Consider the following 25241-nt stretch of genomic DNA (forward strand, 5'->3'; position numbering starts at 1 on the left):
GGTCCGACACAGGTTTCAAGTATTGTGGTGAGCCTGTGGGAGCGGGCAAGCCCGCGAAGAGGCCGGTGCAGGCTGTCATCAACTCTCGCGTAAAACCGCCAACGGGCTGGCATTCAACGCCCGCCGCGTCCCCAGCACCCCCGCACCACCTACCAGCAGCGCCCCTGCCAGCGGCAACAGCAGCAACCACACATGCGGGCTCCATTGCAGGTCGAAGGCATAGCGGTACAGCACCAAGGTAATCAGCTCGCACCCGACCGCCGCCAGCAAGCCGCTGGCCGCACCCAGCAAGCCGAACTCGATCCGCCGCGCCTTGACCAGCAATGGCCGCGCCGCGCCCAGCGCACGCAGCAAGGCGCCCTGGCGGATGCGCTCGTCCAGCGTCGCCTGCAAGCCAGCGAACAGCACCGCCAACCCGGCTGCCAGCACGAACAGCAACACATACTCCACCGCCAGGGTCACCTGGGCGAGGATGCTGCGCAGCTGATCGAGCAAGGCGTCCACCTGCAGGATGGTCACTGCCGGAAATGCCCGTGACAGCGCCACCACATCCAGGTCATGGCCCGGTGCCAGATAGAAGCTGGTCAGGTAGGTGGTCGGCAGCCCCTGCAACGTGCCGGGCTGGAAGATCATGTAGAAGTTCGGCTGGAAGCTGTCCCAGTGCACGCTGCGCAGGCTGCTGACCCGGGCCTGGCGCTGCTGGCCGCCGATGTCGAAGGTCAGCAGGTCGCCCAGTTGCAGCTTCAGGCTGCTGGCCAGTTCCGCCTCCACCGACACACCGGGGATTTCATCTTCGGCGGGCAACGCCTGCCACCAGTTGCCGCCCGTCAGTGCATTGCCTTCGGGCAGTTCGGCTGCCCAGGTCAGGCTGAGGTCGCGCTGCACGGCGCGCTCGCCTGCCGAATCCTTGCTGACCACCTGCTGCACCGGTTGCTCGTTGATGCGCACCAGGCGGCCGGGTGTCACCGGGTACAGCGGTGCCGAGGTGGCATTGACCTGCTGCAGGTGTTGGGCGAAGGGCTCACGGTCATCCGGCAGGATGTTCAGGGCGAAATGGTTGGGTGCATCCTTGGGCAGCTGTGCTTGCCAGGTGTCGAGCAGTTCCGCGCGCAGCAGCGCGACCAGGGCCATGGCCAGCAGGATCAGGCCGAAGGCCAGGGCTTGGCCGGCAGCGGCCATGGGGTGGCGCAGCAGTTGGCCCAGCCCCAGGCGCCAGGTCAGTGGTGCCCCGGCCAGCAATTGGCGCAGGCTGCGCAAACCGAGCAGCAGCAGGCCACCGAGCAGCAGCGCGGCGACCAGGCCGCCACCGAGCAGGGCGAAGGTGAGCAGCAGGTCGAGGCTCAGGCGCCACATGATCAGGCCCAGGGCGAACAGGGCCGCGCCGTACACCAGCCAGCTGCTGGGCGGTATCGGCAGTAGGTCGCGGCGTAGCACGCGCAACGGCGGCACCTGGCCCAGCGCGGCAATTGGCGGCAGGGCGAAGCCGGCCAGGGCCACCAGCCCGGTAGCGATGCCGGCCAGGGCCGGGACGATGCCGCCTGCAGGTACCACGCTTGGCAGCAGGCCATGCAGCAGGCGGAACAGGCCCAGTTGCGCCAGCCAGCCGAGCAGGGCGCCGGCCAGCGCGGCGACCAGGCCGAGCATGGCCAATTGCAGGCAGTACAGGCCCAGTGCCTGGCGGCGCGAAAGGCCCAGGCAGCGCAGCAGGGCGCTGGCGTCCAGGCGGCGTGCGGCATAGCGGCTGGCCGACAGGGCCACGGCGACGCCTGCCAGCAGCACCGCCACCAGGCTGGCCATGTTCAGGTAGCGCTCGGCCTTGCCCAGGGCGCCGCCGACCTGCTGGTTGCCATCGCGGGTGTCGCGCAGGCGCTGGTTGGCGGCCAGGTCCTTTTTCAACGCCCCGCGGTACTGGGCCAACGCTTCGGCATCGCCGCGCCACAGGTCGCGGTAGGTGACCCGGCTGCCCGGTTGAATCACGCCGGTGGCTTGCAGGTCGGCCAGGTTCATCATTACCCGTGGGGTAAGGCTGTAGAAGTTGTTGGCGCGGTCCGGTTCGTAGGTCAGTACGCGGCTCATGCGCAGCGTCTTCATGCCCACGTCGATGCTGTCGCCAACCTTCAGCCCCAGTGCCGCCAGCAAGCGTGATTCGACCCATGCTTCGCCAGGTGCCGGGCCGCCGCCCGGGGTTTCTGCGGCATAGGGCGCCGCAGCACTGCGCACTTGCCCGCGCAACGGGTAGGCACCATCGGTAGCCTTGACGCTGGACAGCTGGATACCGTTGTCGCCGCCGACCACGCTGGTGAACTCGACCACCTGGGCGTGGCGCAAGCCAAGCGCCTTGCCGGCTTCTATCTGCTGGTCGCGGGCCGGGGCGCTGCCCTGCAGCACCAGGTCGGCACCGAGGAACTCGCTGGCGCGCAGTTGCATGGCGCCGTTGAGGCGGGCACCGAAATAGCCGATGGCAGTGCTGGCTGCGACCGCCACCAGCAGGGCGAAGAACAGCACGCGCACTTCGCTGGCGCGAATGTCGCGCAGCAACTGGCGCAGGGCCAGGCCGCACAGGCGGGACAGCGGCATGTGGTTCATCAGGCCTCCACCGGGGCCACCAGGCGGCCCGCATCCAGGCGGATCTGGCGGCGGCAGCGGCGGGCCAGGCGTTCGTCATGGGTAACCAGCACCAGGGTGGTGCCGCGTTCCTTGTTCAGTTCGAACAGCAGGTCGCTGATGCGCTCGCCGGTGTGGCTGTCGAGGTTGCCGGTGGGTTCGTCGGCGAACAGCACTGCCGGTTGCGCGGCGAAGGCACGGGCAATGGCCACCCGTTGCTGTTCGCCGCCCGAAAGCTGGCGCGGGGTGTGGCTCAGGCGCTTGCCCAGGCCGACCCGTTCGAGCAGGGTGCGCGCGTGTTCGCGGGCATCGCGGCGGCCGTCCAGCTCCAGCGGCAGCATGACGTTTTCCAGGGCGTTGAGGCTGTCGAGCAGCTGGAACGACTGGAACACGAAGCCCACATGTTCGGCGCGCACCCGCGCGCGCTGGTCTTCATCCAGCGGCCCCAGGTCGTGGCCTGCGAGGATGACCTTGCCGGCACTGGGCTGGTCGAGACCGGCGAGCAGGCCGAGCAGGGTCGACTTGCCCGAGCCCGAGGCGCCGACGATGGCCAGGCTGTCGCCCTGGGCCAGGTCGAGGGACAGCGCATGCAGGATGGTCAGGTCACCTTCCGCGCTGGGGACCACTTTGCTAAGGTTCTGCGCAACGAGAATGCTGGGGCCCATGGAGAATCCGATGCGAGTGTGGTGGTTGAGTGCCGGTCTGGCCCTGTATTGCCTGGCCCAGAGCGCGGCGGCGGGAACACTGCTGGTTGTCGGCGATAGTATCAGCGCCGGTTTTGGCCTGGATACCCGCCAGGGCTGGGTCTCCCTGTTGCAGACCCGCCTGCGGGACGAAGGTTTCGACGACAAAGTGGTCAATGCATCGATCAGCGGCGACACCAGTGCAGGTGGCCAGGCGCGGCTGCCGGCGCTGCTTGCAGCGCACAAGCCGAGCCTGGTGGTGCTGGAGCTGGGCGGCAACGATGGCCTGCGCGGGCAGTCGCCAGCGCAATTGCAACAAAATCTTGCCTCGATGATTGAAAGTTCGCGCAAGGCCGGTGCCAAGGTGGTGCTGCTGGGCATGCGCCTGCCACCCAATTATGGCGTGCGCTACACCACCGCGTTCGCCCAGGTGTATGAACAGCTGGCGGCAGAAAAACAGGTGCCGTTGGTGCCGTTTTTCCTCGAGGGGGTAGGGGGCGCGCCTGAGTTGATGCAGGCGGATGGCATTCACCCGGCCCAGGCTGCCCAGCAGCGCCTGCTGGAAAATGCCTGGCCGGCGATAAAACCCTTGCTGTGACGCTTTAAACGGCGCCGGCTTTCGGCTAATGTTGCGCCCCCCGTTTCGAGTGCCACCGATGCCGCGCCCTGCCTGGTCCCTGTATGCCTACCAACTGATCGAGCCTGATGAGCAGCTCGACCTGTTCGCCTGCCAGGAAATTCGCGTCCACCTCGTGGCCCGCCAGCTCGAGCTGGGCGTACCGGCCGACCGCACGCTGTGCGGTGGCCTGCTGCCGGCGCAACCGCGCTGGTCGGGGGTGGCGCGCTCGATCTACCGCGACGGCCGCCTGTGCGACCTGTGCCGCGCCATCCTCGATGCCCAGCGGCGCGGCATGCGCCCGGTGTGGCCGGAGCTGCAGGGCGCCTGAACACCGCGCCTTTCATCATCTGGAACGCTTGCATGGCGCCAATGCCTCCCGCTGGCATCGGCGCAGGTGTACAATCGATTCTCTTGACCCACCTTTCGAAGGATTTACCGGATGTTGCCGCGCTTTCCTGCCGTCACCCGTAGCCTGTCCCTGGCCGCCCTGCTGGTAGCAGGCCCCGCTGCTGCGCTGGAGCTGCCACTGCCACCACCCGGTGAAGACATCATCGGCCAGGTGCATGTGATCAAGGCAAAGTACGAGGACACGTTCGCCGATATCGGCACTGCCAACGACCTCGGCTACCTGGAAATGATCGCCGCCAACCCGGGCGTGGACCCATGGCTGCCAGGTGCCGGCACCGAGATCATCCTGCCGACCCGCTACATCCTGCCGCCGGGCCCGCGTGAGGGCATCGTCATCAACCTGGCCGAGTACCGCCTGTACTACTTCCCGAAAGGGCAGAACGTGGTGCATACCTTCCCGCTGGGCATTGGCCGTGAAGGCTGGGGTTCGCCGATCGCCAATACCAAGATCACCGCCAAGACGCCGAACCCGACCTGGACCCCGCCAGCGTCGATCCGTGCCGAGCACGCGGCTGACGGCGACATCCTGCCGAGCGTGGTGCCAGCCGGCCCGGACAACCCGCTGGGGCCGTTCAAGTTCACCCTCGGCGTGCCGGGCTACCTGATCCATGGTTCGAACAAGAAGTTCGGCATTGGCATGCGTACCAGCCACGGTTGCTTCCGCATGCTCAACAACAACGTGCTGGAACTGTCGAAGATGGTGCCGGTGGGTACGCCGGTGCGCATCATCAACGAGCCCTACAAGTTTGGTATCAGTGGCGGCAAGGTCTATCTGGAGGCGCACACGCCGCTGGACGATCAGGGTAATCCGTCGGTGGTCGATAAACACACTGCTGTTATCAACGCCTTGCTCAAGCGTGAAGACCTGGCCAATAACCTACGCATGAACTGGGACATGGTCCGTGACGTGGTGGCCGCGGAAGATGGCATGCCGGTGGAAATTGCCGTGCCGACCGAAAACCAGGGTGGCGCACCGATGGTTTCGAGCATTCCGCCCGAACTGCAGTAAGGTAATTGCGACACACCCAGGCCTGCCTTAGTGCAGGCCTTTTCGTTTCTGCCTGGCGCGTTTGCCTTGTGCGCAGGCAATAAAAAAGCCGACCCACAAGTGGGTCGGCTCCATAACAATCCGTGAGGATTATTACTTGCGGCTGGCTTTGTCCAGCATACGCAGAGCGCGCTCGTTGGCTTCGTCAGCGGTCTGCTGAGCCTTCTGAGCGGCTGCCAGTGCGTCGTCAGCCTTACGGTAGGCTTCGTCTGCACGAGCTTGAGCGCGAGCTGCTGCGTCTTCAGTCGCAGTCAGACGAGCTTCGGTTTCTTTGGATACGCTGCTGCAACCGGTAGCCAGAACTGCGGCCAGAGCCAGAGCAGAGAATTTCAGAACGTTGTTCATCGTGTTCCCCTTCAAGGACTTTCTATTAAATAGCCATCTCTCGGAAAAGAGAAACTGGCCGGCGTACATAGTACCCATTACTTGTAGTAAGTAAACTGACTAAGCGCAAGAACTGCAAAAAAAATGTTGCTTGACGCCTTTCCGACAAGATTTGCGACACGCCTGTGAAAAAAACGTACAGGGTTCGCAAGCGACTGTAGTACAGGAACTTTTTTGTTGAACTAAGGGTGACTTTAACTGTCCTTCGGCGTCTTAAGCCCTAGTACATCCGGTGGCTGCCTGGCGCGTTGCCAAGAATGGCATCTGGCTGCATTTTCGCCATTTTTAACCGCCACCACCTTGAGCAATCCCGCCTGCGGCGCCTACTATCTTGTGAGTGCCAGAGGATCCGAACGATTGCAATCGTCCAGTGGTCGAAGGGGGCAACAGGTGGCGTAGAGGATTCTGTGCCGGATAAACCACCATCGGTTAAGGTATGGGTCTGCCGAGAAGACCTGCGAGGAGTAGTGATGAGCGAAGCGCTGACCATCCACCATGACCAGGCCGGTCATCAGTTCGAGACCAACGTGGACGGTCATCGTGCCTATCTGACGTATATGGACCTGGGCAAGCAGACGCTGGACATCTATCGCACCTTCGTACCCAACGCCCTGCGTGGCCGCGGGATTGCTGCCGCCCTGACCGAACGGGCCCTGGAGTACGCTGAACAGATGGGCTACACGGTGATTCCGTCCTGCTCGTACGTGGAGCGCTACATGGAGCGCCAGCAGCGGCATTCGAGCAAGGTCTGATTCTGTAAAAAAAGCGGGGCCGCTTCGCGCCCCATCGCCGGCAAGCCAGCTCCCACATTTCAAGCGTTTCGCCGTACGTGTGGGAGCCGGCTTGCCGGCGATGGGGCGCGAAGCGGCCCCGCTTTCTTGTATCAGCCGCGCTTGCGCTGCGGCAGCACATCCTTCAGCTTGGTACGCATGCTGCGCAGGGTCTTCTCGGTAGCCGGCCAGTCGATGCAGGCATCGGTGATCGACACGCCGTATTGCAGCTCGTCCAGGTTCTTCGGAATCGACTGGCAGCCCCAGTTCAGGTGGCTCTCGACCATCAGGCCGATGATCGACTGGTTGCCTTCGAGGATCTGGTTGGCGACGTTCTCCATCACCAGCGGTTGCAGGGCCGGGTCCTTGTTGGAGTTGGCGTGGCTGCAATCGACCATGATGTTGGCCTTGATCTTGGCCTTGGCCAGGTCCTGCTCGCAGAGGGCGACGCTGACCGAGTCGTAGTTCGGCTTGCCGTTGCCGCCGCGCAGTACCACGTGGCCGTACGGGTTGCCCTTGGTGGTGACGATCGACACGCCGCCTTCCTGGTTGATGCCGAGGAAGCGGTGCGGCTTGGACACCGACTGCAGGGCGTTGATGGCAACGGTCAGGCCGCCGTCGGTGCCGTTCTTGAAGCCGACTGCCGAGGACAGGCCCGAAGCCATCTCGCGGTGGGTCTGCGATTCGGTGGTGCGGGCGCCGATGGCCGACCAGCTGATCAGGTCCTGCAGGTACTGCGGGGAAATCGGGTCGAGCGCTTCGGTGGCGGTCGGCAGGCCCATTTCGGCCAGGTCCAGCAGCAGCTTGCGGCCGATGTGCAGGCCATCCTGGATCTTGAACGAGTCATCCAGGTACGGGTCGTTGATCAGGCCTTTCCAGCCGACGGTGGTGCGCGGTTTTTCGAAATACACGCGCATGACCAGGTACAGCGTGTCGGACACTTCCTCGGCCAGCACTTTCAGGCGCTCGGCGTACTCGTGGGCGGCCTTGATGTCGTGGATCGAGCAAGGGCCGACCACGACGAACAGGCGATGGTCCTTGCCGTCGAGAATATTGCGCACCACTTCACGGCCGGCAGTCACGGTCTGCAGGGCCTTGGCGCTGAGGGGGATTTCCTTCTTGAGCTGATCGGGGGTGATCAGGGTCTCGTTGGAGGCAACGTTCAAGTCATCGATCGGTAAATCAGCCATCGTGTTACTCGTCAGGTCACGGGTGCCGGCCGCCAACTATCCCCGTGCGGCCCAGCAGCAAGAATAATCGCAGCGGGGAGCCGAACCTTAGCGCGTTACAGGTGGCGCGACAATGGGCTGGGCCCAGTCCGTGTGGGGTTTTTCCGAGATGGCAGGTGTTTGCCGTGCATGGGCTGCCCAGCGCTGCGCAACCTGTGTAAAAAGAGGGCTGACTTTTACCTGGAGATCGGCATGCTTCCGCACACACCACGTATCGGCATCATCGGCAGTGGCGCCATCGGCGGCTTCTATGGGTTGATGCTGGCCCGGGCCGGCTTCGATGTGCATTTTCTGTTGCGCAGCGAGTACGAGGTTGTCCGCGAGCAGGGGTTGGCCGTGGACAGTGCCGTGCATGGTAACTTGCAGATGAAGGTGCAGGCCTATGCCAGTGCCGCCGACATGCCGCCCTGCGACTGGCTGCTGGTGGGGGCCAAGGCCACCAGCAATGACCAGTTGGCGCCGCTGATCGTGCAGGCGGCCGCACCGGGCGCCAAGGTGGTGCTGCTGCAGAACGGCCTGGGCGTGGAGGAGCAGTTGCGCCCGGCCTTGCGCAGCGACATGCACCTGCTCGGCGGCCTGTGTTTCATCTGCGTCAACCGCCAGGCGCCCGGCATGATCCGCCACCAGGCCTTGGGCGCGGTCAACCTCGGCTACCACAGCGGGCCGGCCAACGATGGTGGTGCCGAGTTGGTCAATGAAGGCGCGGAGCTGTTCCGGGCTGCGGGCATTGACTCGCAGGCCATGCCCGACCTGGCCCAGGCACGCTGGCAGAAGCTGGTGTGGAACGTGCCCTACAACGGCCTGTCGGTGCTGCTCGGCGCCAGCACCACGCCGCTGATGGCCGACAGTCATGGCCGCGCCCTGATCCAGGCCTTGATGGCCGAGGTGGTGCAGGGCGCGGCGGCGTGTGGCCATGTGTTGCCCGAGGGGTATGCCGAGCACCTGTTCCAGGTGACCGAGCGCATGCCCGACTACTGGCCCAGCATGTACCACGACCATGTCCACAAGCGCCCGCTGGAGCTGCAGGCCATCTATGCCGAGCCGTTGGCACAGGCGCGTGCGGCAGGCTGCCACTTGCCGCGCATGGAGATGCTGTACCAGGCGCTGGCGTTCATCGATCGGGGCGAACAGCCCCGCTGAGGGTGGCTCTGGCCCGCCAGGGCCCTCCAGCCCGCATCAGCAGCACGCCGGACGGCAAAGCGTGCGTCCGGCGCGCTGCTAAGCTGAAGCTTGCTCTGCCGCAGCGGCAGTCGAGGAGGTCGAATGATCCACTCCATGCTGTACGCCACCGACCTCGGTGTCTACGCCCCTTTTGTCATGCAACACGCGCTGGCGCTGGCGCGCACATTCGGCGCCGAGTTGTATGTGATCCACGCGGTAGAGCCCATGGGCCAGTTCGCTGAATCTCTCCTGCAAAGCTACCTCGATGAACAGACGCTCGACCAGCTGCACAGCCAGGGGGTGAACACGGTGATGGCCAATATCGAGCAGCGTGTGCTGGAAAACTTTCGTGACGAACTGGGCGAGGAGGCCGACCTGGCGGTGATCAAGGCGGTGCGAGTACGCCAGGGCGACCCTGCGCAGGTGATCCTCGACCAGGCGCAGCGGCTGAGCGTCGACCTGCTGATTTTCGGTAGCCACAGTGCTGGCGCCGGCGTGGATGTGCCATTGGGGCGCACGGCGGTACGGCTGCTGCAGCTGTCGTCGGTACCGGTGTACATGGTGCCGCTGGCGCAGCATTTGGGGCGTAGGAAAGCATGAAGATGGCCGTAGGCCATTTCCGGGGGTATGTAACAAAATAGTTCTAGATTTATTTCCAGAACCACTAATATAGTTATATATCGTCGCTGCCTGCTGCCGCGGACTCATCGCTGAACCGAGGGGAACCTATGAAGCTTCAACAACTGCGCTACATCTGGGAAGTGGCGCACCATGACCTCAACGTCTCCGCGACGGCGCAGAGCCTGTATACCTCCCAGCCAGGTATCAGCAAGCAGATCCGCCTGCTCGAGGATGAGCTGGGTGTTGAAGTCTTTGCCCGCAGCGGCAAGCACCTGACCCGCGTTACCCCGGCGGGTGAGCGCATCATCAATACCGCCGGCGAAATCCTGCGCAAGGTCGAAAGCATCAAGCAGATTGCCCAGGAGTTCTCCAACGAGAAGAAGGGCACGCTGTCCATCGCCACCACCCACACCCAGGCGCGTTATGCCTTGCCGCCGGTGATCAGCAACTTCATCAAGCAGTACCCGGAAGTGTCCTTGCACATGCACCAGGGTTCGCCCATGCAGATTGCCGAAATGGCCGCGGACGGTACGGTCGACTTCGCCATCGCCACCGAGGCGCTGGAGCTGTTCGGCGACCTGATCATGATGCCGTGCTACAAGTGGAATCGCTGCGTGGTGGTGCCGCAGGGCCATCCGTTGACCAAGCTGCCAAAGCTTACTCTGGAAGCGGTCGCCGAATACCCGATCGTTACCTACGTGTTCGGTTTCACCGGCCGTTCGAAGCTGGACGAAGCGTTCAACCACCGCGGCCTTACGCCGAAAGTGGTGTTTACCGCCGCTGACGCCGACGTGATCAAGACCTATGTGCGCCTGGGGCTGGGCGTGGGGATCGTCGCCAAGATGGCGGTGGACACAAAGCTCGACAGCGACCTGGTGGCCTTGGATGCCAGCGAACTGTTCGAAGCCAGCATCACCAAGATCGGCTTCCGCCGCGGCACTTTCCTGCGTGGTTTCATGTGCGACTTCATCGAGAAGTTCGCCCCGCACCTGACCCGTGAAGTGATGGCCAAGGCCATCCAGTGCCACAACAAGCAAGAGCTGGAAGACCTGTTCGAAGGCGTCGAGCTGCCGGTGCACTGATCTAGAATCGTACGGGGCCGCTTTGCGGCCCAATCGCCGGCAAGCCAGCTCCCACAGGATTACCGTTGCCTGAAGGCTTGTGATGTTCCTGTGGGAGCTGGCTTGCCGGCGATTGGGGCGCGAAGCGGCCCCAGCTGTGTTATGCCTTGCTGATCAGGTTGCCCGCGTGCAACCCGCATTCCTTCTGCGTCGACTCTTCCCACCACCAACGCCCTTCGCGCTCATGCTGGTTTGGCAGCACCGGGCGGGTGCAGGGCTCGCAGCCAATGCTGATGAAGCCGCGCTCGTGCAGGCTGTTGTACGGCAGCTCGAGCATGCGGATATAACCCCACACTTCCTCGCTGGTCATCTGCGCCAGTGGGTTGAACTTGTACAGGGTGCGCTCGGGGGTGGAGAAGGCGCTGTCGATTTCCACTGCCGCCACCTGGCTGCGGGTACCCGGGCTCTGGTCGCGGCGCTGGCCGGTGGCCCAGGCGCTCACGGTGGCCAGCTTGCGACGCAGCGGCTCGATCTTGCGGATACCGCAGCACTCGCCGTGGCCGTCCTTGTAGAAGCTGAACAGGCCCTTTTCCTTGACGAACGGGTCGAGCTTGGCGCGGTCGGGGCTGAGGATCTCGATCGGCAGGTTGTACTGCTCGCGGACCTGGTCGATGAACCGGTAAGTCTCCGGGTGCAGGCGGCCGGTGTCGAGGCTGAACACCTTGACCTGCTTGTTCAGCTTCCAGGCCATGTCCACCAGCACCACATCCTCGGCGCCGCTGAAGGAGATCCACAGGTCATCACCGAAGTGCTCGAAGGCAAGCTTGAGGATGTCCTGCGGGGACTTGTTGGCATAGGTCGCGGCCAGTGCGGCGACGTCGAAGGGTTGGCTCATCAGGCGGTTTCCATCGTGGCTGTGGCGCTGTGCGCTCGTAGTAAGGTGATGGTAACAAAAAATGGCGGGGTAGACGGGCTGATATCGGTGTCTGGCCCTTCGCGGGCGCGCCCGCGAAGCAGGCGCCGCCGATCACAAGCCCTGCAGGGTCTCCATCAATACCCGCACCTTGGCAATCGACTCTTCATATTCGGCCTGCCACTCGGAGTCGGCCACCACCGCGCCGCCGCCCCAGCAGCTGACCTGTCCACCCTTGACCAGCAGGCTGCGAATGGCAATCGAGCTGTCCATCTCGCCGCGCACATCCACGTAGAGCAGTGAGCCGCAGTACAGCGCCCGGCGTGCCGGCTCCAGTTCATCGATGATCTGCATGGCGCGGATCTTCGGCGCGCCGGTGATCGAACCGCCGGGGAAGCTGTCGCCGATCAGGTCAAGGGCGTCCTTGTCGCTGGCCAACTGGCCGGTGATGCTGCTGACCAGGTGGTGCACGTTGGGGTAGCTCTCCAGGCTGAACAGCTCCGGCACCTTCACCGAGCCGATCTCGCAGGTGCGCCCCAGGTCGTTGCGCAGCAGGTCGACGATCATCAGGTTTTCCGAGCGATCCTTGGGGCTGTGCAGCAGCTCCTCGGCATTGCGCATGTCTTCTGCCGGGTTGCTGGCGCGCGGGCGGGTGCCCTTGATCGGCCGGGTTTCCACCTGGCGCTGGCTGACGCGAATGAAGCGCTCGGGCGAAAAGCTCAACAGGGCGCTGCCGTCGGCCAGTTGCTGGTAGCCGGAGAAGGGGGTGGGGCAGGCTTTGCGCAGGGCCTGGTAAGCGTGCCACGGGTCGCCCTGGCAGGGCGCGCGGAAGCGCTGAGTAAGGTTGATCTGGTAGCAGTCGCCGGCCTGGATGTAGCGCTGCACCTGGTCAAAGGCGGCCTTGTACTGCTCGGGCTGCAGGTCGCCGGCCATCGGCGCGAGTAGCTGGAAGCTGCCGCTTTCCGCGTTGTCGACACCTTCGAACAGGGCGATCAGCCGTTCCCGTTCGCTGCCGGGCAGGCTCGGGTGGAACACCAGTTGGCTGGTCGCGCACTGGTGGTCGGTCACCAGTGCCCAGGCATACAGCCCCAGTTGCGCGTCCGGCAGGCCAAGGTCGTCCACGGCCAGGCGGGGCAGGTGTTCCAGGCGGCGGCCGAAGTCATAGCTCAGGTAGCCGATCAGGCCGCCAGCGAACGGCAGCTCGCTGCCTGCGGGCAACTGCGCATGGCCCAGTCGTGCCAGACCGGCGCGCAGGCGCTGGAGGAAGGTGCGGCCATCTTCGTCGGGCTGCGCCTGCAGGTGTTGCAGCGGCCAGGCGCTGAGCAGGTCGAAGCGCCCGCGTTCGGCGCCGGGGCGGGCGCTGTCCAGCAGGATCGCACCGGGGGCCTGGCGCAGGCGGGCGAAATAGGCGGCAGGGTCGGGCTGGTAGGGCAGGGGGTGGAGCGTACAGGTCGGCATCAGTGTGGACGGCGATGTAAAAGCGAGGAGGGCGATTGTAGACCTGTGCAGGAAATGCGCCTAGCTTTGTGGCGACATTCAAGCACTGGGTTTCGCCCTTGCGGCCCATTCGCAGCACAAGGCTGCTCCTACAAGATCACGCGATATCCTGTAGGAGCAGCCTTGTGCTGCGAATGGGCCGCAAGGCGGCCCTTGGCGATTTCAGCGCGGGTGCACGTGCCCGAACAAGCCTTGCGATACCCGCACGCGCTGTTCGGCATCTTCGCTGATGCCATCCTTGGCCAGCGCTTCCAGGTGCGCCTCGATGGCGTGGGTGCGCTGGGTCAGGCCGCAGTCGTTGGCGATCTGGATGTTCAGGCCGGGGCGGGCGTTGAGCTCGAGAATCAGCGGCCCCTTGTCCTGGTCCAATACCATGTCGACACCGATGTAGCCCAGGCCACACAGCTCGTAGCAGCCGGCGGCCAGCTTCATGAAGCCGTCCCAGTTCGGCAGTTGCACGCCATCCACCGCGTTGGTGGTGTCCGGGTGCTTGCTGATGATGTTGTTCAACCAGGTGCCGCGCAGGGTCACGCCGGTGGCCAGGTCGACACCCACGCCGATGGCGCCCTGGTGCAGGTTGGCCTTGCCGCCGGACTGGCGGGTCGGCAGGCGCAGCATGGCCATCACCGGGTAGCCCATCAGCACGATGATGCGGATGTCCGGCACGCCTTCGTAGCTGATGCTCTTGAAGATCTGGTCGGGGGTGACCCGGTACTCGATCAGCGCACGGTCGCGGTGCCCGCCCAGCGAGTACAGGCCGGTGAGGATGCTCGAGATCTGGTGCTCGATTTCCTCGTGGCTGATGATCTTGCCGGACACCGTGCGGTAGCGGTCCTCGAAGCGGTCGGCGATCACCAGAATGCCGTCACCACCGGCGCCCTGCGCCGGCTTGATGACGAAATCGCTGCGCCCGCCGATGATCTGGTGGAGCTTCTCGATCTCTTTCTCGGTCTCGATGATGCCGTACATTTCCGGCACATGGATGCCGGCCGCCAGGGCGCGCTCCTTGGTGATGATCTTGTCGTCGACGATCGGGTACAGGTGGCGCTTGTTGTACTTCAACACGTAGTCCGCGTTGCGCCGGTTGATACCCATGATGCCCCGGGCCTCCAGGGCTTTCCACGTCTTGATCAGGCCAAACATCAGGCGTCAGCCTTCTTCATGAATGCCTTGAAGCGTACGAGCTCGGTCAGGCGGTAGCCGCGGTAGCGACCCATCGCCAGCATGAAGCCCACCAGGATCAGCAGCACGGCCGGGAAGGTGAAAACGAAGTACACCAGCTCCGGCACCATCATCAACAGGTGCGCCAGGGAAGCGGCGAACAGGGTGCCGATGGCCACTTTCATGGCATGGCCGCCGCCACGCTCTTCCCAGGTGATGGACAGGCGCTCGATGGTCATGGTCAGGATCACCATCGGGAACAGCGCTACCGACAGCCCGCGCTCCAGGCCCAGCTTGTGGCTGAACAGGCTGATGGCGGCAATCAGTACCACGACGAAGGTCAGTACCACCGACAGGCGTGGCAGCATCTGCAACTTCAGGTGTTCCAGGTACGAGCGCAGCGACAGGCCCAGGGCGGTGATTACCGTGAACAGCACGATACCGAAGCCAAGCTGGGTCTCGCGGAAGGCCAGGGCGATCAGTACCGGGGTGAAGGTACCCAGGGTCTGCAGGCCGACCAGGTTGCGCAGCACCAGGATCACCAGCACGCCGATCGGGATCATCACCATGATCATGAAGGTTTGCTGGGTCTGCAGCGGCAGGCCGTACAGCGAATATTCGAGGAAGTCGGCGTCGGTATTCTCGTCGGTCAGCTTGGCCAGGCGGATGGCGTTCATCTCGCTGTTGTTCATGCTGAAGGTAACGTTGGCCTTCTTGCCGCCATCGACGGTGATCAGGTTGTCGTCACCGGTCCACCACAGCAGGCGATCGCTGGGCAGGCCCTGCTCGCCGGTGTCCGGGTTGAAGTACAGCCAGTCGGTGCCGTTGAAGCTGCGCAGCCACAGTTCCGGGGTTTGCGGGGTGTCGGCCACCAGGCGGATGGTGTGCACCTTCTCCATCGGTACGTGGGCGATCGACAGCAGCAGGTCGATGACCTGGGCCTTCTTCATGGCCGTGGTGTCGCCGGCCAGCAGCAGCTTGACGTTGTCGTCGTTGAGGTTGTTGACCCGCTTGATGGTCTCGCTGACGAAGGTCTCGACGTCGGCCGAGTGCTGGCGGATCGGCGCCATCAGGGCCTCGGCGGCGATCTTCTCGGGGCCTTCCACTGCCAGGCTGTCACGGAAGGTCGGGCCTTTGACCGTGGTCTTCTCGTTGCTATAGCGCTTGGTCAGCACCAGGCGGTAGTAGAGGGTCTGGTTGCCGCTGGCGCGGCGGGCCGACCAGGTGACCTTGCGGTTGCCGTCGGCACGGTTGACGCTCACCCCGTAGTTGTTGGAGATGAAGCTCTCGTTGAGGCTGACGTAGTCGCGGTTCAGCGGTGGCACGAACATCTGCACCTTGACCGGGTCCTTGGTGCTGGCCACGAACTCGACCTTGGCGTCGATGTTCCACAGGTCGTCGGTTTCATCCTCGGTTACCGGGATGCCGAGTACGAAGATCTGATAAGCCGTGACCGCCACGCCCAACAGCACCAGCACGGTGATCAGGACTTTCAGATGGAGGGTAAGAGAGCGCATCGGGATTACTCTGCTTTGGGAGCGTCGGTGGCACAGGCAGGTTTGCCGGCCGCGTATTTAAGGCTTGGGTCGACCAGCGCGTCGAAGTGCTTGAGCGCCTCGGAGCCGATCAGCAGCGGGAACTGGAAGGCGCTGCGGTCGGTGAGGTTGACTTCGATGGTGCGCATGGCCTGGCCCATGCAGATTTCAAGTTCGATGACCGGGCGCGCGGTGTAGGCCTTGCCCGATTCAGCATCATAGTCGCCGGCCCGGCGCTTGATCTTGCTTACGCGTGCCAGCGGGCGTTCGATGGGGTGCGAATGGGCGGCGTCGATGGCCAGGTAGAAGCGCACCCAGCTTTCGCCGTTGCGCTTGAAACGCTTGATGTCGCGGGCGCTGAGCGACGCGGTCTTGGCGCCGGTGTCGAGCTTGGCGGCCACTTCCAGGTCCAGGTCGCCCAGGCGTGCATATTCGTTGAGACCGTACACGGTCTTGCCCGCGGCCTGGCCAAGGGCCGGCAGCAGGGTGAGGCAGAGCAGCAATGATGCGGGTGTAAGTCTCATATTCCTGGCGCGGTGCAGTGCAAGGTTCGGGGCTGTTTTCAAAGCCATGTTCAGAGCCGTGTTCAGGGCAAGGCGACTGGCAGCGACTGCGCAAGCTTCCTCGTTCATCTGTCAACAGCATGAATGGATGACAGACAGGCTATCCATACTCCATCGGAGGCGCGGCATTCTATCACGCCGGCGCCTTGACGCCAGCGGTGCGCGATCTGACAGCACCGGGCTGGCATTAGTTCGTTCTTAGACGATTGTCGACAATATTCATTTTGTCTTTGACTGCTGCGGTCGAATTAGCTAATTTCTGGCAAAGAGATTTGCAAGGTGTCGACAATATGCAGGACCTATCCACCCCCAGCCCGATGCTGGCAGACGAAACGGAAACCTTGTCCGAAAACGTCTTCCGGCGCATCCAGGCGGCCATCGTCAAGGGCGATATCGCCCCCGGCAGCAAGATTTCCGAGCCGGAGCTGGCGCGTACCTACGGCATCAGCCGCGGGCCGCTGCGCGAGGCCATTCACCGCCTCGAAGGCCAGCGCCTGCTGGTGCGCGTGCCGCATGTGGGGGCGCGGGTGGTGTCGCTCAACCACGCCGAACTGATCGAGCTGTACGAAATTCGCGAATCGCTGGAAGGCATGGCCTGCCGCCTGGCCGCCGAACGCATGAGCCAGGCCGACATCGACGAACTGCGCCGGGTGCTCGACACCCACGAGCGCGATGCCGCGTTCCAGGCCGGCCTGGGCTATTACCAGCAGGAAGGCGACTACGACTTCCATTACCGGATCATCCAGGGCAGCGGTAACCAGACCCTGGTCAAGATGCTCTGCGGCGAGCTGTACCAGCTGGTGCGCATGTACCGCATCCAGTTTTCCGCCACGCCCAACCGGCCGCGCCAGGCCTTTGCCGAACACCACCGCATTCTCGATGCCATCGCCGACCGTGACGGCGAGCTGGCCGAACTCCTGATGCGCCGCCACATCGGCGCGTCCAAGCGCAATATCGAGCGTCACTACCTGGACGCCCACAACAACAGCCCACGAGGTGAGAAATGACTGTGAAGAGCACCCCCGGTCAGCGTTTCCGCGACGCCGTTGCCGCTGAACATCCGCTGCAGGTGGTTGGCGCCATCAACGCCAACCATGCCCTGCTGGCCAAGCGCGCCGGCTTCAAGGCCATCTACCTGTCCGGTGGCGGCGTTGCCGCCGGTTCGCTGGGCCTGCCGGACCTGGGCATCAGCGGCCTGGACGATGTACTCACCGACGTGCGCCGCATCACCGACGTGTGCGACCTGCCGATGCTGGTGGATGTCGACACCGGCTTCGGCGCCTCTGCCTTCAACGTTGCCCGTACCGTGCGCTCGATGAGCAAGTTCGGCGCTGCCGCCATCCATATCGAGGACCAAGTCGGCGCCAAGCGCTGCGGCCACCGCCCGAACAAGGAAATTGTCAGCCAGCAGGAAATGGTCGACCGCATCAAGGCCGCAGTCGATGCCCGTACCGATGACAGCTTCGTGATCATGGCGCGTACCGACGCCCTGGCCGTCGAGGGCCTGAACGCCGCCCTGGACCGCGCCGCCGCCTGCGTCGAGGCCGGTGCCGACATGATCTTCCCGGAAGCCATCACCGAACTGCAGATGTACAAGACCTTCGCCGACCGGGTGAAGGCACCGATCCTGGCCAACATCACCGAATTCGGCGCCACGCCGCTGTACACCACCGAAGAGCTGGCCTCGGTCGACGTGTCGCTGGTGCTGTACCCGCTGTCGGCGTTCCGCGCCATGAACAAGGCGGCCGAAAACGTGTACACCGCGCTGCGCCGCGACGGCACGCAGAAGAACGTGATCGACACCATGCAGACCCGCATGGAGCTCTACGATGCCATTGGTTACCACGCCTTCGAGCAGAGCCTCGATGCGCTGTTTGCCCAGAAAAAAGGTTGAGCCTGTGAGGGCCTCATCGCCGGCAAGCCGGCTCCCACAGGTACCGCACAAGGTTCGAGCCCTGTGCAAGGCATTGTGGGAGCTGGCTTGCCGGCGATAGGGCCGATACAGCCACCCCCGAATTAGCCAGAAAGAATCCATAACAAGTTCAAGAAAGGAGAAACACCATGGCCGAAGCAAAAGTACTCAGTGGCGCAGGCCTGCGCGGCCAGGTGGCCGGCCAGACCGCGCTGTCGACCGTGGGCCAGGCCGGTGCCGGGCTGACCTACCGTGGTTACGACGTGCGTGACCTGGCCGCGGGTGCCGAGTTCGAAGAAGTCGCCTACCTGCTGCTGTACGGCGAGCTGCCGAGCAAAGCCGAACTGGCCGACTACAAGCGCAAGCTCAAGGGCCTGCGTGACCTGCCGCAAGCCCTGAAGGAAGTGCTCGAGCGCATCCCGCGTGACGCCCACCCGATGGACGTGATGCGCACAGGTTGCTCGGTGCTGGGTACCCTGGAGCCCGAACTGACCTTCGAGGCCCAGCGTGACAAGACCGACCGCCTGCTGGCGCTGTTCCCGGCAGTGATGTGCTACTGGTACCGCTTCACCCACGACGGCGTGCGTATCGACTGCACCAGCGACGAAGACACCCTCGGTGGCCACTTCCTGCACCTGCTGCATGGCAAGAAGCCGAGCGAGCTGCACGTCAAGGTCATGAACGTGTCGCTGATCCTCTACGCCGAGCACGAGTTCAACGCCTCGACCTTCACCGCCCGCGTCTGTGCCTCGACCCTGTCCGACCTGTACTCCTGCGTAACCGCTGCCATCGGTTCGCTGCGCGGCCCGCTGCATGGCGGTGCCAACGAAGCGGCGATGGAGCTGATCGAGCGCTTCCAGAACCCGCAGGAAGCCACTGCCGAGCTGCTGCGCATGCTCGAGCGCAAGGACAAGATCATGGGCTTTGGCCATGCCATCTACAAAGAGTCCGACCCGCGCAACGAGGTGATCAAGGGCTGGTCGAAACAGCTCGCCGACGAAGTGGGTGACAAGGTGCTGTACCCGGTTTCCGAAGCCATCGACAAGACCATGTGGGAGCAGAAGCGCCTGTTCCCCAACGCCGACTTCTACCATGCCTCGGCGTACCACTTCATGGGTATCCCGACCAAGCTGTTCACCCCGATCTTCGTCTGCTCGCGCCTGACCGGCTGGGCTGCGCACGTCTTCGAGCAGCGCGCCAACAACCGCATCATCCGCCCGAGCGCCGAGTATGTCGGCGTCGAGCAGCGCCAGTTCGTGCCGATCGAACAGCGCTGACAGGCCGTACCTGTGGGGGTGGCCTGTTCCGGCCTCATCGCCGGCAAGCCGGCTCCCACAGGGACTGCACCAGCCTCAGGAGCAGTGCAATACCTGTGGGAGCCGGCTTGCCGGCGATGAGGCCGGAACAGCTGACACAGGGCTGCAACCAGAAAGCTATCCACGACCGTACCGTGACCGAGCCTGATAACGATATGAACACTGCATTCCGCAAGCACCTGCCAGGCACCGACCTGGACTACTTCGATGCCCGCGCGGCGGTCGAGGCCATCAAGCCCGGCGCCTACGATGGCCTGCCTTACACCTCTCGCGTACTCGCCGAAAACCTGGTGCGCCGCTGCGACCCGGCTACCCTCGACGCCTCGCTGGGCCAGCTGATCGAGCGCAAGCGCGACCTCGACTTCCCGTGGTTCCCGGCCCGCGTGGTGTGCCACGACATTCTCGGCCAGACCGCACTGGTCGACCTCGCCGGCCTGCGTGACGCCATTGCCGACAAAGGCGGCGACCCGGCCCAGGTCAACCCTGTGGTGCCGGTGCAACTGATCGTCGACCACTCGCTGGCCGTCGAGTGCGGCGGTTTCGACCCGCAGGCCTTCGAAAAGAACCGCGCCATCGAAGACCGCCGCAACGAAGACCGCTTCCACTTCATCAACTGGACCAAGAAGGCGTTCAAGAACGTCGACGTGATCCAGCCGGGCAACGGCATCATGCACCAGATCAACCTGGAGAAGATGTCGCCGGTGATTCACAACGACCGTGGCGTGGCCTACCCGGACACCTGCGTCGGCACCGACAGCCACACCCCGCATGTCGACGCCCTGGGCGTGATCGCCATCGGCGTGGGTGGCCTGGAAGCCGAGAACGTGATGCTGGGCCGTGCCTCGTGGATGCGCCTGCCGGAAATCGTCGGCGTCGAGCTGACCGGCAAGCTGGCGCCGAACATCACCGCCACCGACCTGGTGCTGGCCCTGACCGAATTCCTGCGCAAGCAGAAAGTCGTCGGCGCCTACCTGGAGTTCCACGGCGAGGGTGCCCGTGCCCTGACCCTGGGCGACCGCGCCACCATCTCCAACATGGCCCCGGAATATGGCGCCACTGCGGCGATGTTCGCCATCGACCAGCAGACCATCGACTACCTGCGCCTGACCGGCCGCGAAGAGCAGCAGGTCAAGCTGGTGGAAACCTATGCCAAGGCCACCGGCCTGTGGGCCGACAGCCTGGGCGGCGCAGTCTACGAGCGCACCCTGAGCTTCGACCTGTCGAGCGTGGTGCGCAACATGGCTGGCCCGTCAAACCCGCATGCCCGCGTCGCCACCAGCGACCTGGCGGCCAAAGGCATCGCCGGCAGCTGGGAAGAAGTGCCAGGGCAGATGCCAGATGGCGCGGTGATCATTGCCGCCATCACCAGCTGCACCAACACCAGCAACCCGCGCAACGTGATTGCCGCAGGCCTGCTGGCGCGCAATGCCAACAAGCTGGGCCTGGCCCGCAAGCCGTGGGTCAAGTCGTCGCTGGCGCCTGGCTCCAAGGCCGTGCAGCTGTACCTGGAAGAGGCCGGGCTGGAGAAGGAGCTGGAACAGCTCGGCTTTGGCATCGTCGCCTTCGCCTGCACCACCTGCAACGGCATGTCCGGCGCCCTGGACCCGGTGATCCAGCAAGAAATCATCGACCGTGACCTGTACGCCACTGCCGTGCTGTCGGGCAACCGCAACTTCGACGGGCGTATCCACCCGTATGCCAAGCAGGCCTTCCTCGCTTCGCCGCCACTGGTAGTGGCCTACGCCATCGCCGGTACCATCCGCTTCGACATCGAGAAGGATGTGCTGGGCGTGGTCGATGGCAAGGAAATCCGCCTCAAGGACATCTGGCCCAGCGACGAAGAGATCGACGCCGTGGTGCGTGCCGCGGTCAAGCCGGAGCAGTTCCGCAAGGTGTACATCCCGATGTTCGCCATCGAGGAAGACCGTGGGCCGAAGGTGGCGCCGCTGTACGACTGGCGCCCGATGAGCACCTACATCCGCCGCCCGCCGTACTGGGAGGGCGCCTTGGCCGGTGAACGGACCCTGCGCGGCATGCGCCCGCTGGCAGTGCTGCCGGACAACATCACCACCGACCACCTGTCGCCGTCCAACGCCATCATGCTCGACAGCGCTGCCGGCGAGTACCTGGCGAAGATGGGCCTGCCGGAGGAGGACTTCAACTCCTACGCTACCCACCGTGGCGACCACCTGACCGCCCAGCGCGCTACCTTTGCCAACCCCAAGCTGTTCAACGAAATGGTGCGCAAGGAAGACGGCAGCGTGAAGCAGGGCTCGCTGGCGCGTATCGAGCCGGAAGGCAAGGTCACCCGCATGTGGGAGGCGATCGAGACCTACATGGATCGCAAGCAGCCGCTGATCATCGTCGCCGGTGCCGACTACGGCCAGGGTTCGTCCCGTGACTGGGCGGCCAAAGGTGTGCGCCTGGCTGGTGTCGAGGCGATCGTCGCCGAAGGCTTCGAGCGTATTCACCGTACCAACCTGGTGGGCATGGGCGTACTGCCGCTGGAGTTCAAGCCGGGCACCGACCGCAAGACCCTCGGCCTGGATGGCAGCGAGACCTATGACGTACTGGGCGCGCGTACGCCGCGGGCGACGCTGACCCTGGTGGTTACCCGCGCCAACGGCGAGCGCCTGGAGGTACCGGTGACCTGCCGCCTGGACACCGCCGAGGAAGTGTCGATCTACGAGGCCGGCGGGGTGCTGCAGCGCTTCGCCCAGGACTTCCTCGAAGCGACTGCCTAATTGCAGGGGGCCGCTTTGCGGCCCATCGCCGGCAAGCCAGCTCCCACAGGGATTGCACATCCTGCAGCCAGCTGGGTTCCTGTGGGAGCTGGCTTGCCGGCGATGGGCTGCATGGCAGCCCCGGGTTTTTATGCCTATCAGACAGGACAGCACATCCATGGCTCATGTACCGCAAGTAAAAATCCCCGCCACCTACATCCGTGGCGGCACCAGCAAAGGCGTGTTCTTCCGCCTGCAAGACCTGCCCGAACGGGCGCAGATCCCCGGCCCTGCCCGTGATGCACTGCTGCTGCGGGTGATCGGCAGCCCCGACCCCTACGGCAAGCAGATCGACGGCATGGGCGGCGCCACTTCGAGCACCAGCAAGACCGTGATCCTGTCGCAAAGCATCAAGCCTGAACACGATGTCGACTACCTGTTCGGCCAGGTCAGCATCGACAAGGCCTTTGTCGACTGGAGCGGCAATTGCGGCAACCTCTCTGCCGCGGTCGGTTCGTTCGCCATCAGCAGCGGCCTGGTCGACCCGGCGCGCATTCCGCGCAACGGCATCGCCACCGTGCGCATCTGGCAGGCCAACATCGGCAAGACCATCATCGCCCATGTGCCGATCACCGAAGGTGAAGTGCAGGAAACCGGCGACTTCGAGCTGGACGGGGTGACCTTCCCGGCCGCCGAGGTGCAGCTGGAGTTCCTCGACCCAGCGGCCGACGAAGATGGCGACGGCGGGGCGATGTTCCCCACCGGCAACCTGGTCGATGACCTCGAGGTGCCGGGTGTCGGTACGTTCAAGGCGACCCTGATCAATGCCGGCATCCCGACCATCTTCGTCAATGCGGCGGATATCGGCTACACCGGCACCGAACTGCAGGACGTCATCAACGGCGACCCGCAGGCGCTGCTGCGCTTCGAGACGATTCGCGCCTATGGCGCCGTACGCATGGGCCTGATCGGCAACGTCGACCAGGCTGCCGGGCGTCAGCACACGCCGAAAGTGGCTTTCGTCGCGCCGCCGAGCACCTACACTGCGTCCAGTGGCAAAGCGGTGCAGGCGGGTGATATCGACCTGCTGGTACGGGCCTTGTCGATGGGCAAGCTGCACCATGCAATGATGGGGACGGCCGCGGTGGCCATCGGCACCGCGGCGGCCATTCCGGGCACGCTGGTCAACCTCGCCGCAGGCGGGGGCGAGCGCAGCGCCGTGCGTTTCGGCCACCCCTCGGGCACCCTGCGGGTGGGGGCCGAGGCGCGCCAGGTGAATGGTGAATGGACAGTGACCAAGGCAATCATGAGCCGCAGTGCTCGCGTGCTGATGGAGGGCTGGGTTCGCGTGCCTGGCGATAGCTTCTAACGCACCACTGGCGCTCGGCTTTAGTGAGTTGGGGCCGCTTGGCGGCCCTTCGCGGGCTTGCCCGCTCCCACAGGTAATCACAGGTTCCGAAGGCTGTGGTGTACTTGTGGGAGCGGGCAAGCCCGCGAAGGGCTGCACAGCAGCCCCGGCAATTCTGAACGGAGCTGCATATGAGCGCCAACGTAGACCTCAACGCCCGCCCGGACTACGACCGGGTGCTGCAAACCCTCGCCGATTACGCCCTCACGTACCGGGTCGAATCTGCCGAAGCCCTGGACACCGCGCGCAACTGCCTGATGGATACCCTCGGCTGCGGCCTGCTGGCCCTGCGCTTCCCCGAATGCACCAAGCTGCTCGGCCCCCAGGTGGAAGGCACCCTGGTGCCCAACGGCGCCCGCGTGCCCGGCACCGCCTACCGCCTGGACCCGGTCAAGGCCGCCTGGGACATCGGCTGCACGGTACGTTGGCTGGACTACAACGATACCTGGCTGGCCGCCGAATGGGCCCACCCCTCGGACAACCTCGGCGGCATCCTGGCCGTTGCCGATCACCTGTCGCAGAAGCGCGTAGCCGCAGGTGAAACGCCACTGTTGATGCGCGATGTGCTCGAAGCCATGGTCATGGCTCACGAGATCCAGGGCGTGCTGGCGCTGGAAAACGCCTTCAACCGCGTTGGCCTCGACCACGTGATACTGGTCAAGGTGGCCTCCACCGCCGTGTGCGCCAGGCTGATGGGGGCCAACCGTGAGCAGATGCTGAGCGCCTTGTCCCATGCCTTCGTCGACGGTCAGGCGCTGCGTACCTACCGCCATGCGCCCAACGCCGGTTCGCGCAAATCGTGGGCCGCCGGTGATGCTTCCAGCCGTGGCGTGCGCCTGGCCGATATTGCCCTGCGTGGCGAGATGGGCGTGCCGGGCGTGCTCACTGCGCCGCAGTGGGGCTTCTATGATGTGCTGTTCAGTCACACCAACAAGGACCTCGCGCTCAAGCCGTCCGAGCAGCAAGAGCTGCGCGTGCCGCAAGCCTTGGGTAGCTACGTGATGGAAAACGTGCTGTTCAAGGTCAGTTTCCCTGCCGAGTTCCACGCCCAGACCGCCTGCGAAGCAGCGGTAACCTTGCATCCACTGGTCCGTAACCGCCTGCACGAAATCGACCGTATCGTCATTACCACCCAGGAGTCGGCGATCCGCATCATTTCCAAGAGCGGCCCGCTGGCCAATGCCGCCGACCGCGACCACTGCCTGCAGTACATGGTGGCGGTGCCGCTGATTTTCGGTCATCTGGTGGCCGAGCATTACGAAGACACCTTCCATGCCAACCACCCCAGTATCGACCGCCTGCGCGAGAAGATGGAGGTGGTGGAAGACCCGCGCTTCAGCCGTGAATACCTGGAGCCGGACAAACGCTCGATCGCCAACGCGCTGCAGGTGTTCTTCAAGGATGGCAGCAGTACCGAGCAGGTGGTGGTGGAATACCCGATCGGGCATCGCCGGCGGCGAGGGGAGGGCATACCGTTGCTGGAGGCCAAGTTCAGGGACAACCTGGCGACGCGCTTTGCGCGGCAGCGGTGTGGGGAGATTGTGGAAGTCTGCAAGGACCAGCAGAAGCTGGAGCAGATGGCGGTGCACAGGTTTGTCGACCTGTTCGTGATCTGAATCGGCCTC

General features: G+C 64.3%; 22 protein-coding genes. 13 read left to right on the top strand and 9 right to left on the bottom strand.

Annotated elements, in window-relative coordinates:
* Nucleotides 1–78: 78 nt before the first annotated feature.
* On the bottom strand, nt 79–2586 hold the full coding sequence (locus CAG34_RS24395; RefSeq protein WP_085592901.1) for an ABC transporter permease: 2508 nt from the start codon (nt 2584–2586) through the stop codon (nt 79–81).
* Nucleotides 2586–3269 (bottom strand): ABC transporter ATP-binding protein, encoded by a 684-nt coding sequence (locus CAG34_RS24400; RefSeq protein ID WP_016714756.1) that lies wholly within the window; start codon nt 3267–3269, stop codon nt 2586–2588. The genes CAG34_RS24395 and CAG34_RS24400 overlap by 1 nt, the downstream gene beginning before the upstream one ends.
* Before the next feature lie 10 nt (nt 3270–3279).
* On the opposite strand from CAG34_RS24400, the gene CAG34_RS24405 reads away from it, so the two are divergent.
* The 3 genes from CAG34_RS24405 to CAG34_RS24415 all read left to right on the top strand — a co-directional run bounded on the left by CAG34_RS24405 (nt 3280) and on the right by CAG34_RS24415 (nt 5323).
* The gene (locus CAG34_RS24405; protein WP_085592903.1) at nt 3280–3885 is read left to right on the top strand and encodes an arylesterase; all 606 of its coding nucleotides are present in this window, start codon (nt 3280–3282) and stop codon (nt 3883–3885) included.
* A 58-nt stretch (nt 3886–3943) separates the two neighbouring features.
* Complete coding sequence (locus CAG34_RS24410) at nt 3944–4234, top strand: hypothetical protein (protein WP_025338431.1); 291 nt, start codon at nt 3944–3946, stop codon at nt 4232–4234.
* A gap of 111 nt (nt 4235–4345) precedes the next feature.
* Nucleotides 4346–5323 carry a L,D-transpeptidase family protein gene (locus CAG34_RS24415; RefSeq protein ID WP_085592905.1) on the top strand — a complete coding sequence of 326 codons (978 nt, stop codon included), beginning with the start codon at nt 4346–4348 and terminating at the stop codon, nt 5321–5323.
* Between the two features lie 132 nt (nt 5324–5455).
* On the opposite strand, the gene oprI is transcribed toward CAG34_RS24415, so the two are convergent.
* Complete coding sequence (gene oprI / locus CAG34_RS24420) at nt 5456–5707, bottom strand: outer membrane lipoprotei OprI (RefSeq protein ID WP_003259780.1); 252 nt, start codon at nt 5705–5707, stop codon at nt 5456–5458.
* Nucleotides 5708–6216: 509 nt separating this feature from the next.
* Here oprI and CAG34_RS24425 point away from each other — a divergent pair.
* The gene (locus tag CAG34_RS24425) at nt 6217–6498 is read left to right on the top strand and encodes a GNAT family N-acetyltransferase (protein WP_025338432.1); all 282 of its coding nucleotides are present in this window, start codon (nt 6217–6219) and stop codon (nt 6496–6498) included.
* A 131-nt stretch (nt 6499–6629) separates the two neighbouring features.
* Here CAG34_RS24425 and CAG34_RS24430 read toward each other — a convergent pair whose 3' ends face one another.
* Nucleotides 6630–7706, bottom strand: coding sequence for a 3-deoxy-7-phosphoheptulonate synthase (locus CAG34_RS24430; RefSeq protein WP_085592907.1), 1077 nt, complete (start codon nt 7704–7706; stop codon nt 6630–6632).
* A gap of 231 nt (nt 7707–7937) precedes the next feature.
* On the opposite strand from CAG34_RS24430, the gene CAG34_RS24435 reads away from it, so the two are divergent.
* From CAG34_RS24435 to cysB, 3 genes are all read left to right on the top strand, one after another.
* Nucleotides 7938–8885, top strand: a complete 948-nt coding sequence (locus tag CAG34_RS24435) for a putative 2-dehydropantoate 2-reductase (protein WP_085592961.1) — start codon at nt 7938–7940, stop codon at nt 8883–8885.
* Between the two features lie 123 nt (nt 8886–9008).
* Nucleotides 9009–9506, top strand: coding sequence for a universal stress protein (locus CAG34_RS24440; RefSeq protein ID WP_085592909.1), 498 nt, complete (start codon nt 9009–9011; stop codon nt 9504–9506).
* 128 nt (nt 9507–9634) lie between these two features.
* Entirely contained in the window at nt 9635–10609 is a 975-nt protein-coding gene (cysB, locus tag CAG34_RS24445) for an HTH-type transcriptional regulator CysB (protein WP_013971904.1), read from the top strand.
* 139 nt (nt 10610–10748) lie between these two features.
* Here the strand turns inward: cysB and CAG34_RS24450 are convergent, their stop codons facing one another.
* The 5 genes from CAG34_RS24450 to CAG34_RS24470 all read right to left on the bottom strand — a co-directional run bounded on the left by CAG34_RS24450 (nt 10749) and on the right by CAG34_RS24470 (nt 16218).
* Nucleotides 10749–11483: a phosphoadenylyl-sulfate reductase gene (locus tag CAG34_RS24450; RefSeq protein WP_015269712.1), complete on the bottom strand. Its 735-nt coding sequence runs from the start codon at nt 11481–11483 to the stop codon at nt 10749–10751.
* Between the two features lie 132 nt (nt 11484–11615).
* Nucleotides 11616–12959, bottom strand: a complete 1344-nt coding sequence (pabB, locus tag CAG34_RS24455) for an aminodeoxychorismate synthase component I (protein WP_085592911.1) — start codon at nt 12957–12959, stop codon at nt 11616–11618.
* A gap of 201 nt (nt 12960–13160) precedes the next feature.
* The gene (locus CAG34_RS24460; RefSeq protein WP_025338436.1) at nt 13161–14141 is read right to left on the bottom strand and encodes an alpha-L-glutamate ligase-like protein; all 981 of its coding nucleotides are present in this window, start codon (nt 14139–14141) and stop codon (nt 13161–13163) included.
* Nucleotides 14141–15676 carry an inactive transglutaminase family protein gene (locus CAG34_RS24465; protein WP_085592913.1) on the bottom strand — a complete coding sequence of 512 codons (1536 nt, stop codon included), beginning with the start codon at nt 15674–15676 and terminating at the stop codon, nt 14141–14143. The genes CAG34_RS24460 and CAG34_RS24465 overlap by 1 nt, the downstream gene beginning before the upstream one ends.
* Before the next feature lie 5 nt (nt 15677–15681).
* A complete protein-coding gene (locus CAG34_RS24470; protein WP_023662146.1) occupies nt 15682–16218 on the bottom strand; it encodes an ATP-dependent zinc protease in 537 nt (178 codons plus the stop codon).
* A gap of 329 nt (nt 16219–16547) precedes the next feature.
* Here CAG34_RS24470 and CAG34_RS24475 point away from each other — a divergent pair, with 329 nt between their 5' ends.
* The 6 genes from CAG34_RS24475 (at nt 16548) to prpD (ending at nt 25232) form a co-directional block, all read left to right on the top strand.
* The gene (locus CAG34_RS24475) at nt 16548–17264 is read left to right on the top strand and encodes a GntR family transcriptional regulator (RefSeq protein WP_085592915.1); all 717 of its coding nucleotides are present in this window, start codon (nt 16548–16550) and stop codon (nt 17262–17264) included.
* The gene (prpB, locus tag CAG34_RS24480; protein WP_085592917.1) at nt 17261–18151 is read left to right on the top strand and encodes a methylisocitrate lyase; all 891 of its coding nucleotides are present in this window, start codon (nt 17261–17263) and stop codon (nt 18149–18151) included. Before CAG34_RS24475 ends, prpB begins: the two co-directional genes overlap by 4 nt.
* Nucleotides 18152–18318: 167 nt before the next feature.
* Nucleotides 18319–19446 carry a 2-methylcitrate synthase gene (prpC, locus tag CAG34_RS24485; protein ID WP_075044544.1) on the top strand — a complete coding sequence of 376 codons (1128 nt, stop codon included), beginning with the start codon at nt 18319–18321 and terminating at the stop codon, nt 19444–19446.
* A gap of 194 nt (nt 19447–19640) precedes the next feature.
* A complete protein-coding gene (acnD, locus tag CAG34_RS24495) occupies nt 19641–22229 on the top strand; it encodes a Fe/S-dependent 2-methylisocitrate dehydratase AcnD (RefSeq protein WP_025338440.1) in 2589 nt (862 codons plus the stop codon).
* A 157-nt stretch (nt 22230–22386) separates the two neighbouring features.
* On the top strand, nt 22387–23577 hold the full coding sequence (gene prpF, locus CAG34_RS24500; protein ID WP_085592921.1) for a 2-methylaconitate cis-trans isomerase PrpF: 1191 nt from the start codon (nt 22387–22389) through the stop codon (nt 23575–23577).
* Nucleotides 23578–23747: 170 nt separating this feature from the next.
* A complete protein-coding gene (gene prpD / locus CAG34_RS24505; RefSeq protein ID WP_085592923.1) occupies nt 23748–25232 on the top strand; it encodes a 2-methylcitrate dehydratase in 1485 nt (494 codons plus the stop codon).
* Nucleotides 25233–25241: the final 9 nt, after the last annotated feature.

Source organism: Pseudomonas sp. B14(2017), assembly GCF_002113255.1.
Lineage (GTDB): Bacteria > Pseudomonadota > Gammaproteobacteria > Pseudomonadales > Pseudomonadaceae > Aquipseudomonas > Aquipseudomonas putida_Z.